The sequence below is a fragment of the uncultured Pseudokineococcus sp. genome (assembly GCF_947499845.1).
Classification (GTDB): Bacteria; Actinomycetota; Actinomycetes; order Actinomycetales; family Quadrisphaeraceae; genus Pseudokineococcus.
Genome location: NZ_CANMPM010000032.1, coordinates 1 through 12,112, shown reverse-complemented (window position 1 = coordinate 12,112; position 12,112 = coordinate 1). Strand labels below are relative to the sequence as shown.

Annotated in this window: 13 protein-coding genes and 1 pseudogene; 7 read left to right on the top strand and 7 right to left on the bottom strand. The window is 76.1% G+C overall.

Going from position 1 to position 12,112, the window contains the following annotated elements; all coding sequences use genetic code 11:
* Positions 1 to 273: 273 nt before the first annotated feature.
* The 7 genes and pseudogenes from Q0789_RS16250 to Q0789_RS16220 all read right to left on the bottom strand — a co-directional run.
* Positions 274 to 708, bottom strand: coding sequence for a hypothetical protein (locus tag Q0789_RS16250; RefSeq protein ID WP_298807030.1), 435 nt, complete (start codon positions 706 to 708; stop codon positions 274 to 276).
* A gap of 56 nt (positions 709 to 764) precedes the next feature.
* Positions 765 to 1,172: a pilus assembly protein gene (locus tag Q0789_RS16245; protein ID WP_298807029.1), complete on the bottom strand. Its 408-nt coding sequence runs from the start codon at positions 1,170 to 1,172 to the stop codon at positions 765 to 767.
* 83 nt (positions 1,173 to 1,255) lie between these two features.
* Positions 1,256 to 1,651, bottom strand: a complete 396-nt coding sequence (locus Q0789_RS16240; RefSeq protein WP_363326169.1) for a TadE/TadG family type IV pilus assembly protein — start codon at positions 1,649 to 1,651, stop codon at positions 1,256 to 1,258.
* Positions 1,648 to 1,875 (bottom strand): hypothetical protein, encoded by a 228-nt coding sequence (locus Q0789_RS16235; RefSeq protein ID WP_212770960.1) that lies wholly within the window; start codon positions 1,873 to 1,875, stop codon positions 1,648 to 1,650. The genes Q0789_RS16240 and Q0789_RS16235 overlap by 4 nt, the downstream gene beginning before the upstream one ends.
* A 270-nt stretch (positions 1,876 to 2,145) precedes the next feature.
* Positions 2,146 to 3,120 carry a type II secretion system F family protein gene (locus Q0789_RS16230; protein ID WP_298807027.1) on the bottom strand — a complete coding sequence of 325 codons (975 nt, stop codon included), beginning with the start codon at positions 3,118 to 3,120 and terminating at the stop codon, positions 2,146 to 2,148.
* Complete coding sequence (locus tag Q0789_RS16225; protein WP_298807026.1) at positions 3,117 to 3,983, bottom strand: type II secretion system F family protein; 867 nt, start codon at positions 3,981 to 3,983, stop codon at positions 3,117 to 3,119. The genes Q0789_RS16230 and Q0789_RS16225 overlap by 4 nt, the downstream gene beginning before the upstream one ends.
* 1 nt (position 3,984) lies before the next feature.
* A pseudogene (locus Q0789_RS16220) lies at positions 3,985 to 4,605 on the bottom strand (CpaF/VirB11 family protein); the annotation flags it as partial.
* Between the two features lie 25 nt (positions 4,606 to 4,630).
* On the opposite strand from Q0789_RS16220, the gene Q0789_RS16215 reads away from it, so the two are divergent.
* The 7 genes from Q0789_RS16215 (at position 4,631) to Q0789_RS16185 (ending at position 12,031) form a co-directional block, all read left to right on the top strand.
* Positions 4,631 to 6,160 carry a recombinase family protein gene (locus Q0789_RS16215; RefSeq protein WP_298807025.1) on the top strand — a complete coding sequence of 510 codons (1,530 nt, stop codon included), beginning with the start codon at positions 4,631 to 4,633 and terminating at the stop codon, positions 6,158 to 6,160.
* Positions 6,161 to 6,192: 32 nt separating this feature from the next.
* Entirely contained in the window at positions 6,193 to 6,498 is a 306-nt protein-coding gene (locus Q0789_RS16210) for a hypothetical protein (protein ID WP_298807024.1), read from the top strand.
* A gap of 218 nt (positions 6,499 to 6,716) precedes the next feature.
* Positions 6,717 to 6,953 (top strand): hypothetical protein, encoded by a 237-nt coding sequence (locus Q0789_RS16205; RefSeq protein ID WP_298807023.1) that lies wholly within the window; start codon positions 6,717 to 6,719, stop codon positions 6,951 to 6,953.
* A 382-nt stretch (positions 6,954 to 7,335) separates the two neighbouring features.
* Positions 7,336 to 9,828, top strand: a complete 2,493-nt coding sequence (locus tag Q0789_RS16200; protein WP_298807022.1) for a bifunctional DNA primase/polymerase — start codon at positions 7,336 to 7,338, stop codon at positions 9,826 to 9,828.
* 1,240 nt (positions 9,829 to 11,068) lie between these two features.
* A complete protein-coding gene (locus Q0789_RS16195) occupies positions 11,069 to 11,404 on the top strand; it encodes a hypothetical protein (RefSeq protein WP_298807021.1) in 336 nt (111 codons plus the stop codon).
* A gap of 74 nt (positions 11,405 to 11,478) precedes the next feature.
* On the top strand, positions 11,479 to 11,745 hold the full coding sequence (locus Q0789_RS16190) for a hypothetical protein (protein ID WP_298807020.1): 267 nt from the start codon (positions 11,479 to 11,481) through the stop codon (positions 11,743 to 11,745).
* 61 nt (positions 11,746 to 11,806) lie between these two features.
* Positions 11,807 to 12,031 carry a hypothetical protein gene (locus tag Q0789_RS16185; protein ID WP_298807019.1) on the top strand — a complete coding sequence of 75 codons (225 nt, stop codon included), beginning with the start codon at positions 11,807 to 11,809 and terminating at the stop codon, positions 12,029 to 12,031.
* The last annotated feature ends 81 nt before the right edge of the window (positions 12,032 to 12,112 follow it).

The window sequence follows — 12,112 nt, the reverse complement described above, 5'->3', positions numbered from 1 at the left end:
CCAGCACCACCAGCCCAGCCCACAAAAAATGGCATTCGACTTCGGTACGCTGTTGAGTTCTCAAGAAGCAGACCCGCCAGGAGCACCGGTGGAGACCACCTGTGCCTCCCTGGAGGCAACCGCTCGAACTTAGACCCCGGGGTCTCAGGCCGTCAACCACCGAGGTGGTCCGGCCGGACCCGGCTTCCCGGTCCCTTGCGGCGACGTGAACGTTACCCCACGGCGGGGGGTCGTCCAAACCGCCGCCGGTGGCTCCCCGACGGCCCCCCTCGGTCAGCCGGCGTCGAGGAAGGTGCGCGCCCTCGAGGTGACGACGACGGTGAGCGGGCCCCCCGCCACGCGCGCTCCCGGCAGGAGCGAGAGCACGGGCACGTCGACCCTCGCCACCAGCTGCACCTGGGCCGTGCGGCCGTCGGGCGTGCCCGTCCCCGGGCCGAGGACGACGCCGTCGAGGTCGTCCCAGGCCGCTCTGCGGCGCAGGTGGTCCTCGGCGGCCGCCCGTACTGCGGCGTCCGTCAGCGGCACTCCCCCGGAGAGGCCGTCCTGGCCGTAGTAGGCGGCCTCGTCCACGGCGTCTGCGGCGTCCGCCGCGGCGGCGTCCGCGGCGGCCCACACCCGCTTGCGCTCGAGGTGCACCGCGGAGGCGGCGGTGACGACGAGGACGACGACGAGCGCGAGGACGGCGTAGCCCAGCACGAGCAGGGTCACCTGCCCCTCCTCCTTCCCGTCGCCGGCGCACCGGCGAGGGGTGGTCCCCCCGCCGCTCACGGCACCCCCGCGAAGCGGTCCCCGGCAGCGGTGCCCGTGGCCTCGACGGGCACGCGCGCGGGCACCACCGCCGCCAGGGGCGCGGGGACGCCGGGGAGGACCACCTCGAGCCGCACCGTCGTGCGCACGAGGGACCCGCCCGCTCCGCAGGGGTCCGCCTCGCAGCGCACGTCGAGGCGCGCCGAGGCGGGATCCACCCCCTGGTCCTCCAGCGCGAGCGCGACCACCGCCTCGGCGTCGGCGCGTGCCGCTGACGGCGTCGAGCCCGTCGCGGAGGCGATCACGCGGGCGGCCTCGCGCGCACCGGCCTCGGCCCCGAAGGCACCGGCCTGCAGCTGGGCCACGGCGATCACGAGGTACACCACGGGCACGAGCAGGAGGACGCCGAGGCCGACGAACTCCACGACGGCGCTCCCGCGATCGGCGTCGCGACGCAGGTCGCGGACGCGCCACCGGACGCCGGCGAGCCGAGCCGGCCGGGCCGCCCTCACGCGCCCCCGCCCTCGACGACCAGCCCCCTGCCGGCGAGGTCGAGCACGTCCCCCACCCCCACCAGCCCGGCGACCGGCAGCGGGGCCCGCACGTGCACCTCCACGAGCTCGCGACCGCCGACGGCGCGCACGGTCGCGCGGACGTCGCGCGCGTACGCCGGGGAGAGGGCCGCGGTGAGCAGCTCGCGGGTGCGCTCGGCGCCGTCCTCCGGGGTGCGGTCCGCGAGGGCGCCGTACCGGGCCCCCTCGGCGGCGCAGTCCACGACCGTCGCGCGCACGTGGAGGACGACGGCGAGCTGCACGACCCCCACGAGCACGAGCGTCAGGAGCGCGGAGACGAGGGCGAAGTCGACGACGGCCGACCCCCGGTCGTCCCGCGTCGCCGTGGTCAGCCGCCGGCGAGGACCCGGTCCATCGCCGTGGTGAAGACCTGCGCCAGGCGAGGGCCGGCCACGGCCCACAGCGCCACGACGAGCCCCGCGGTCATGAGGGTGACCATCACCCAGCCGGGCACGTCCCCGCGGTCGTCGCCGCGCAGGCGCGCGATGCGGCGGGCCAGGCCACGGCCCAGGGCGGCGGCGGCCCTGGCCGCCCTCGTCGTCGTGCTCGTGCTCATGCGGTGCTCCGTCTCGGTCGGTCGGATGGGTCGGGTCGGGGAGGTCGGCCGGGGAGCCGGCTCGGTGGTGGGCCGTCGGGTCGGCCCCGTCGGTGCCCTGCGAAGGGCCGGACGCGGGGCCGGACGCGCAGCCGTCACGGGCGCGGCACGGCTCTCCTGCCGGTCGCGCGGCCGGGGCGAGCGGCGGCGCCGGACGGGGACGCGCGGTCGGCGGCGGTCCGGAGGGCGCCGGCCCTGCGAGGCGACCCCGGCGCACGTCGGCAGCCGGGGTCACAGGTCGAGCCTCAGGACGGCCAGCCCCGGGAAGACCGCGAAGACGACGGTGATGGGCAGCACGAGGAAGACGACCGGCACCATCATCGCGATCTCCTTGCGGCCGCCGCTCTCGAGCAGCGCCCGGCGGCCCTCGTCGCGGACGTCCTGGGCCTGGGCGCGGAGGACGTCCGCGAGCGGCGTCCCGCGCTCGACCGCGACGGCGACCCCGTCGACGAAGCGCGCCAGGCTGGGGAGGCTGGTCCGGTCGGCCAGCCCCTGCAGCGCCTGCACCAGGGAGGCGCCCGCACGGGCCTCGGCCAGCGTCCGGCGCAGCTCGCCCGACAGCTCGCCGGCGCACGTGCGCGAGACGCGCTCGAGGGCGCCGACCGCCCCCTCGCCCGCCCCCACGGACAGGGCGAGGAGCTCGGCCACGGTCGGGAACTCCGCCGTCATGCGCTCCTCGCGCCGTCGGACGGCGCGGGTCAGCCACCAGTCGCGGGCGAGGACGCCGGCCGCGCCCCCCAGGAGCACGAGGAGCGCCAGGGGCACGACGGCGACGCCCCGCGCGCTCGCCACCGCGCCCGCCAGGAGCGCGCCCACGACCAGTCCTCCAGCGCCCCACACGACCTGCTGGGCGCGGAAGTCCTCCACGGAGGTGGTCGCCCCCAGCTGGTCCAGGCGGGTCCGCACGCCCGCGCGGCCACCGAGCACCCGCTCGATGCCGCGCACGGCGTCGGCCATGACCGGGGCGAGCATCCGCTCTACCGCCGCCAGCGGCCCGGCGGGCGCCTCGGGACGCAGCAGCCGGGACGGCGGCACGGAGTCGCGCACGTAGGGGGCGACGCGGTCCTCGAGGGAGACCCGTCGGAGCAGGGGGAGGCGCACGAGCGCCAGCCACAGGCCGAGGCCCGCCACCAGGCCCAGTCCCGCACCGGCCCACGACCACGGCGCCGCCGTCGCGGGTGCGACGGCCACGAGCGCCGCCGTCACCGCAGCACCCTCTCCTCGTCGGGCAGGCGCCCGAGACGGACCATGAGCCGGTAGGCGACGACGGAGGCGGCGCCGCCGCACGCGAGGACGACGGCGCCCGCCGCGCTGTCGTAGGCGTCGACGGCCTCGGGCCGGGTCGCGAGCAGCGCGAGCACGACCCACGGGGCGGCCACGGCGAGGCGGGCGCCGTTGACCGTCCAGCTCTGCCGCGCCTCGAGCTCCGCGCGCGTCCGGGCGTCCTCCCGCAGGAAGGTGGACAGCGTGCGCAGGAGGCGGCCCAGGTCGCTGCCGCCCACCTCGCGCGTGAGGCGCAGGGACTCGACGATGCGGTCCGCGACGGGGTCGGCGAGCGCCTCCTTCAGCCGGTCGAGGCAGTCACCGAAGCGGCCCGTGGCCCGGTGGTCCTCCGCGAAGGCCGCGAAGGCGGGCCGCAGCTCGACCGGCCCGCGCACCGACAGCTGCGCGAGCGCCTCGGGCAGCGACAGCCCCGCGCGGATGCCCGAGGTCAGGTGGTCGACCGCCTCGGGCCACTGCTCCCGCGTGCTCGTGCGCCGGGCGCGGGCCCGGGAGCGGACGACGGCGCGCGGCCCCGCGGCGGCGATGAGCCCGAAGGCGGTGGCGACGACGGGCGACCCCGCGACGAGGAGCACCGCCGTCGCCACGACGAGCCCGACCACCGCGGCGGCCGCGACGAGCGCCCCCGGCCCGACGCCGGCCATGTCGGCCTGCACGAGCTCGTCGCGGAGGGCGGCCGAGCGGCGCGAGGGGCGGCGCGGAGCCGCCGGACCGGCCGTCGGCACCCAGCAGGACCACCAGACGCAGAAGAGGCCGGCGCCGGCCGCGAGGCCCACGAGCGCGCCCACGTCAGCCGCCGCCCAGCAGGGCCCGCAGGTCGTGCCCCGCCCGCTCGAAGCGGTCCTCGTGCGGCGGGAAGCCGTCGGCCCGCACGAGGTCGCCGGCGACCGTCGTGAAGACGTCCGCCACCTCGACGACGCCGTCCTCGACGCGCCCGGGCACCGCGACCACCTCGCGGACGCGGCGACGGCCGTCCCGGTCGAGGGCCACGTGGACGACGAGGTCGACGCTGCTCGCCACGGTCGGGACGACGAAGCGGCTGTTGACGTTCTCCCCGGCCAGCAGCGGCAGGGTGCACATCTTGGCGACCGCGTCTCGGGCGCTGTTGGCGTGCACGCTGGCCATCCCGGGCAGGCCGGAGTTGAGGGCGATGAGCAGGTCGAGGCTCTCCTCCTGCCGGACCTCCCCGACGACGACGCGGTCGGGGCGCATGCGCAGCGCCTCCTTGACGAGGCGCCGCAGCGGGATCTCGCCGGTGCCCTCCAGGCCGGGCTGGCGGCACTGGAGCCCCACGCAGTCGCGCAGCGGCACCTTGAGCTCGAAGACCTCCTCGCACGTGATCACGCGCGAGCGCGGCGGGATGGCGGCCGCCAGGCAGTTGAGCATCGTCGTCTTGCCCGCCTGCGTGCCCGTAGGTTGCCATACGCTGCGTTAGGTGACCAGCCCTCAAGAACCTCGGCGCGCCCGCCGCGTCGTGACGTACCTCCGCCTCAGCAACCACACCGAGGCATCGACGTCGATCGACCGTCAGCGCGAAGAGTGCGCCGCGCGCATCGAGCGCGAGGGCTGGCATCTCGTCGCCGAGCTCGCCGACCCCAACGTCTCCGGCGCGAAGGCCCGCGAGAACGCACGGACCGCCCTAGCGATGCTCGCCGACGGCCGCGCGGACGTCCTCCTCGTCGCCGCCTTCGATAGGTGGTCACGCGCCGGCCTCGGCGCCGTCGCGGACCTCGTCGACGTGCTCGACGAGCGCGAGAAAGCCGGCGACCCCGCGCTCTTCCTGACCCTCCGCGACGGCATCTCCAGCGCCGCGGCCGGCTGGCGCATCACCGCCGTCGTCATCGCCGAGGTCGCTCGCCAGGAGCGCGAGAATACCTCTGCGCGCACGACAGCGAGCATCGCCCGCCTCGTCCGCGAGGGCCGCTGGCGCGGCGGCACCGTGCCCTACGGCTACCGCGCCGAGAAGGCCACCGACGGCCCCGGCTACCGCCTCGTCGTCGACGACGAGCAAGCCACCGTCGTCCGCGAGGCAGCGCGGCGCATTCTCGAGGGCGCCACCGCCTACGCCGTCGTCCGCGACCTCAACGTCCGCGGCGTCCCCGCCTCCCGCGAGGACGCCGAGTGGCGCGTCGGCTCCCTCGTGCGCCTCCTGCGCTCCGAGCGCACGGTCGGTCGAGTCGTGCACCGCGGCGAGGTGGTCCGCGACGAGGACGGCTTCCCCGCCCAGGTCTGGCCGCCGCTCCTCGACGCCGAGACGTGGTCGAGGGTCCGCGCCCGCATCGGCACCGGCGGCACGGGCGAGCCCCCGGCGAAGCGGCGCCGCGCCGCGCGGCTTCTGTCTGGCCTCGTGCGCTGCGCGAGCTGCGACGGCCTCTGCTACGTCAACAGCGTCCGCGGCGCTCCGGCCTACGCCTGCGTCACCCGCCGCGCCGGCTCGACGAAGTGCGCGCGCCCGGTGACCATCCAGGCCGAGCGGCTGGAGGCATACGTCTCCGAGACCTTCCTCGACGCCGCGGGCGACCTGCCGCTGTACGAGCGCATCGAGTACGCCCCGGAGGACGTCGAGCTAGCCGAGATCGAGCGAGCGATCGACGCCGCCACAGAGACGCTCCGCCGAGCGGCGACGCCGGAGACCTTCGCAGTCCTCCAGCGGCTCCAGGAGCGCCGCGAGGAAGCTCTCGCTCGGCCCCCCGAGGTCCGTACCGAGCTTCGCCCCACCGGCCAGACCTACCGCGAGGCCTGGGCCGCCGGCGACGTCGTCGTCCGCCGCCGGCTCGTCTCCGCCTGGGCCGCGGCCCTCATCCTCCGCCCCGCGACGAAGCGGGGCCGATACTCCCCCGTCGACACCCGCGTCGTCCTCATCGGCAAGCCCGCCCACGTCCTCGGCGTGAGTGACGCCGAGACCCACGAGCCCGGCCGCATGGTCGTCGCGCTCGACGACGAGGACGACCCCGCCCTCGGCTGAGCCGTGGGGCGGATCTCACAGACCTGGAGACCATGACTCCCTCCCTCGACGACGCCGTCGCCCACCTCCCTCCGGACGAGCGCTACGCCCGCGCCTCCGCGCTGCGCCGCATGGTCACCGGACGCCTCGCCGCCGCCGAGGCCCGCGAGGCCTCTCGGCCAGGGCGCCAGCCGGGCTACGCGAAGCGCTGCCTCTCCTGCGGAGAGACCAAGCTCGCCGCCGAGTACCGCTCCAACCGCACCCGCGCCGACGGCCTCTCCTCCTCGTGCCGCCCCTGCATGTCCGCGACCGACCGCGCCCGCCGCGAGGCCGCCCGCGTCACCCGCTCGGCAGCGTGACGACAACGTCAAGCGCTGGCCCGCGATCGAGCCGCCACGAGAGAGCCGTCGGGGGCCGCGCGAGCAACGGCTCGGTCACGACGTCTCAGTCCGTGGGATGAATGCTCCAGCGTGAGCCGATCCGGCCTCCCTCACAGACCTGGCGAGTAGCCCCCGCTCCGTGTGCCCCTTGCGGCGGCTCTAACTACTCAGCCCTTCGACCCGTGAGGAGGTCCGCCATGACCGCCCGACCCACTACGGCGCGGTGCGCCTCCTGCGACCGCCCCTTCGAGGTCGTCGTGCGACCCGGCCCGCCGGCCTCGACGTGCTCGGAGCTGTGCCGCAAGCGTCGGCACGCCGCCTACGTCTCCGAGGCCGGCCGCCGCGCCCGCGCCGAGGCCCGCGCCGAGCGTGAGCGCCGCCGCGCCGAGGTCGCCGCGGCCGTCGAGGTGCTGCGCGAGCACCTCGCCGCCTGACTCCTCCCCTAGACCGCCGCGAGAGCACCGCGGCGCCGTCGAGCCTCCGTCCTCTGCATGGGACGTCGACGTCTCCGGCGCCCGCGCTCTCGTGGCTTCCGCTGGTCGGCTGTGTGGTGCGGCTGGCCAGCTCCAGGCCCCGGCGTCGCCGCCGTCCCCTTCCGGCCGGCGACGTCGGGGCCGCCCCTTCTCGCCTGTGACCACCCCGGGCGCCTCGACCACCTCCCGTCCTGGGAGGCGGGCTCTTGGCGGAGCGGAGACCGCCGCGTCGTGCTCGTGCCCTCCAGGCGCGCGCCGACGCGGCGGGCTCGTCCCCCGCCCGAGCCCCTCGGCACCTCCACTCCCCCCGCGCCTCCGCCAGCGCCCGACGAAAGAAGCTCTCGTGCCTGCTATCTCCTCAGCGACGACGACCGCAACGCCCTACGCCGACGCCGCGGCCGACTACCGCGCCGCCGGCTGGAGCGACGTCCTCCCCCTGCCGCCCGGCCGGAAGGGACCGCCGCCCGTCGGCTTCACCGGCGCCGACGGGCGCACGCCCACCGACGAGGACGTCGCCCGGTGGGTCGAGGAGCGTCCGGACAGCAACGTCGCCCTCCGCCTGCCCTCCGGCGTCGTCGGCATCGACGTCGACGACTACGGCGACAAGCGCGGCGGCGCAACGTTGGCCGCGCTGGAGGCCCGCCTCGGCGAGCTCCCCGCCACCGTCATGACCAGCGCCCGCACGAGCGGCGTCTCCGGCATCCGGCTCGTCCGGGCGCCGGAGGGCCTCACCTGGCGCCGCGAGGCCGGCGAGCACATCGACGTCGTCCACCGCGCACACCGCATGGCCGTCGCCGGCCCCTCGCTCCACCCCGACGGCGGCACCTACGCCTGGGTCTCCAGCGTCGACCGCTCCCCGGCGACGCTGCCCCGCCCCGAGGAGCTGCCCGAGCTGCCCGCCGCGTGGGTCGAACACCTCAGCGCCGGCACCGAGGCCGACCGCGTGAGCGTCGACGAGGCCGAGGTCGAGGCCCTCCTCGCCGAGCTGGAGGTCGGCGACGCCGACGAGAAGGTCGCCGCCGTCCTGCGCGACTTCGACCTCGGCTCGGGCGACAGGCACGGCGCGATGCTCCGCACGACGCTCCGGCTCGTCGCCGCCGGTGCGGGCGGCGCCGTCGGCGTCCCCGGCGCCCTGGCCATGGTCCGCGAGGCCTACCTCGCGGAGAAGCCCGGCAGGGAGACCGAACGGGACTACCGCCGGGCTCTGCGCGGCGCCGTCGAGCGCGTCGTCAGCGACCGCCGCGGGCTCGGCTTCGGCCCCGAGCGCGCCGAGCCGCTCCCCGTCCTCCCGCCGCGCCCCCGGACCTCGACCGAGGACGGCGAGGAGGCCGGCGCAGGACGTCGGGCCGCCGTCTCGGCGAACGACGTCTTCGAGTTCATCACCCGCACCAACCACCTCGGCGTCTCCCAGGAGGGCATGCCCTTCGCCGCGTCGTCGACGCCGGGCGAGCCCCGCGTCGCCCAGGAGATCAAGCCCATGCGCGGCGCCGTGCTGCGCCGCTACCGGGAGGAGACCGCTGCCGCCGGGCGCCCCGTCATCATCGGTCCCCAGGCCCTTACCTCGGCCCTGGAGGCCGTCGAGGCCGAGGCCCTCGCCCGCGAGCCCGAGCACGTCGCCCTACGGGTGCACACGGCCCCCGGCACCGTGACCGTCGACCTCGGCGACGCGGCCGGCCGCGTCGTCGAGGTCACCGCCGCCGGCTGGAGGGTGCTCGACCCCTCCCCGAGCACGCCGCTTTTCCGCCGCTCGGCCGCCACCCGTGCCCTCCCGGTCCCCGAGGCCGGCGGCTCCCTCGACGTCCTGCGCGGCCTCCTCGGCCTGGAGGACGACGAGGCCCGCTGGAAGCTCGCCCGCGGCTGGCTCGCCGCCGCGCTCCTCGACGACGTCCCCCGCCCGCTGTTCTGGGCGACCGGCGTCCAGGGCTCCGGCAAGAGCACCCGCGCCCGGATGCTCCTCTCGGTCGTCGAGCCGAACGACGCGCTCGGCAAGGCCCCCGGACGCCGCGAGCGCGACGACACCGTCGCCGCGAACGGCCGCTTCCTCGTCTCCTACGACAACATCACGTCGGTCTCAGCGGCGACCTCCGATTGGGTCTGCCGGCTCGTGACCGGCGTCACCGAGGACTCCCGGACGCTCTACTCGAACGAGACGCTGCGCCTGGTCACCTACCGGCGCTCCGGCGTCGCGACCTCGATCAACATGCCCGCCGGGCTCGGCTCCGACGCCCTGGAGCGACTCGTCCACGTCGACTTCGAGCGCGTGCCCGACTCCGAGCGTCGCTCCGAGGCCGAGCTCTGGGGAGCCTTCGACGCCGCGCGCGCGAGCATCCTCGGCGCCGTCCTCGACGACGTCGCTCGGATCCTCGCCCACCGTGAGCAGGCCGCCCGTGCCCGCTCCTCCTGGCCGCGCATGGCCGACTACGGCCAGGCACTCGCCGCGCTCGACCTCGCCCTCGGGCTCGACCTCGACGCCGGGCACCTCGCGGCCTACACCTCCAACGTCGACGTCGACCTCGCCGAGCGCGCCCAGGACGACCCCTTCTCCGCAGCCGTCATCGCCGTGGCCGTCCACGCCGGCGGCACCTGGAAGGGCACCGTCGGCGAGCTCGACCGCGCGCTCAAGGCACGCCTCGGCATCGAGCGCCCCCGCTGGTGGCCCGAGAACGCCCGCGCCGTCGGCTCCGCGCTCGACCGGGCCTCCGAGGCGCTCCGTCACGCCGGCATCACCGTCGAGAAGGGACGCCGCTCGGCGCAGGGGAAGACCGTCACCCTCACCGCCTCCCCGGCGGCGATGGACAGCCTCGACACCTCCGCCGCGGCCTCGACGCCCTTCTGAGTGCACATCGCCGCGGCGACGTGCACCCGACGTGCACTCCGACGTGCACACCCATCGCCGCAGGTCAGAGCGCCGCAGTGCACGTCGTGCACGTCGTGCACGTCCTGGCGGCTCTCACCCTCCCTTGACCCTGGAGCAAGGAAGGGCCGAGAGCCCCGGCGGCGACGTCTGAGACCCCCGCGAGCGCGCTAGAGGAGACGTCGAGCCAGGACGTGCACGACGTGCACGACGTGCACTCGACGGCTCCGGCTCGCCCCGGCGAGCACCCCCACCAACACCACGGCGCCACCGTCGGCGCCTCCGAAGGGACCCACCTCATGCACGACAACGCCCGGCCACGGCCGGCACCCACCATGACCGTCGAGCGCGTTCGCGCCCACGAGGGCTCGTGGCTCCTCTCAGCCCGTTGTGGCGAGTGCGGCGGTAGGGCGCAGCACGGCGGCGGGCCGACCACGGCCGCGCCGCTTCTGGGCCACCGCGTCGCCCATTCCCGCGCGGCAGGAGCACACCCCGCGTCCCGCTGGGGGTGCGCGTGTGGAGTCCCGGGCTACCTGCTGGTCATGGGCACGGGGGCGCCGGCGTGAGCACCCTCGCCCCCGAACTGCTCGACTCCGCCGTCCTCGTCGAGGCCCGCGTCCGTGACGCGCTCGACGCCGCCCGCGCCTTCCTCGCGCGACTGGACGAGCCCGAGCAGTAGGACGACCTCGGCGCCCGCGCCTCGCCCCCGATGACGACGGCGCGGGCCTCACCGGCCCTGGCACCGACGACGTCGCCGGACGCCTCGACGACGAGGCGGCGAGCACGGCGCCGACGAGGACGACGAGCGCCACGACCGGCGACGCCACCGGCGACGGCACTGCCACGCACGAGCGGGCCTCGCCCTCGCCGGCGGCCTCGCCCCTGTCGTCCGCCCTCCCGCACCACGAGGGCGACCACGGCGAGGACGACCACGAGGACGACGACCTCGACGTCGTCGGTCTCCCGCTCGTCCTCGCCCTCTCCTCCGCGCCGCGGCTCGACCTCGGCACCTCCAGCCGCAATCGCTGTGCGCCTCTCTGCCGCGTCGAGCACGCCGCCGCGACCGCGAGCACGCCCGAGCCGCGCTCGGCCGTTCACGACGGCACCCCACCCCCCACCGGGGGTCCCTCGCCGGCGCGCTCCAGAGCATCGGAGAGGTCTGGGCCTAGGACCGGCTGCAAGTCCCCACCGTGTTTCACCATTCGACCCCAAGAAGGCACCGATGACGCTTCCCGACCCCCCGGCCGATATTTCCGAGGAGGCCGCCGACTTCTGGCGCGAGCACCTCCGCGAGATGGACGAGCACGAGCTCGAACCGGACGCCCGCGAGCTCGCGATCCTGCGCGGCGCCGTCCGCCACATGACGATTGCCGGCCGGCTCGAAGCTGCGATCGCCGAGACCGAGAACCTCCTCGTCCCCGGCAGCCGCAACAACCAGCGCGTCTCACCTTTCGTCTCCGAGCTCAACAAGTACCGAGCCGAGATCCGGACGGCGCTCGTCGCGATCAAGCCGCCGGCGCCGGCGAAGCCCCGGCGTACCCACTGGAACAACGCCTAATGGCCTGGGCGAAAAAGAAGACCTCGGCAACGGCGCCACCCCGCACGCCGGCGGAGTCATCGGATCCGGCGCCCGTGGAGGGTGACCTCTCCGACCTCGACCGGCTCGCCGACCGCCTCGTCGCCGAGGTCACCACCGTCCACGACGACGGCTTCCACCTCAGCTCCACCATCCCCGATTGGTGGCACGAGGCGACGGCCGACGAGCCCGGCGCGAACGGCGCCCTCGCCCGCGCCCTCTCCCGCAACGCGCGACGCCTCGGAACGCGCGGTGTCGCTCACCGTCGCGGTCGACGGAAGTCCGCCGCGGCCCAGCCAGGCGACCCGCCGCGCCGCGGCTAGCACCGCCGCTCCCGGCCGCCCGCCGGCGAGCTCCTCACCTCGACACGAAGGACACCTCCTCATGGCTACCCCCCTGCCCGACTCCATCGCCCGCGTCATCGCCGCCCTGCGCGACGTCGAGGTCGACGACCCGGACCGCGGCGCCGCCCGCGCCCTCGCCGACCTCGACGCCGAGCACGGCCACGGCGACGAGACCCGCAACGCCCTCCGCGCCGCGCTCGCCGACTCCGGGACGCCGCACACCGTCTCCCACGACCTCCGCACCTACCTCGGGATGCGCGCCTGAGCCGCTAGAGCGTGTCTCTCTACGGCTTGAGCCAGGTGAGGATGGCGGCCAGGACGACGCCGCCGCGGTAGACCAGGGCGA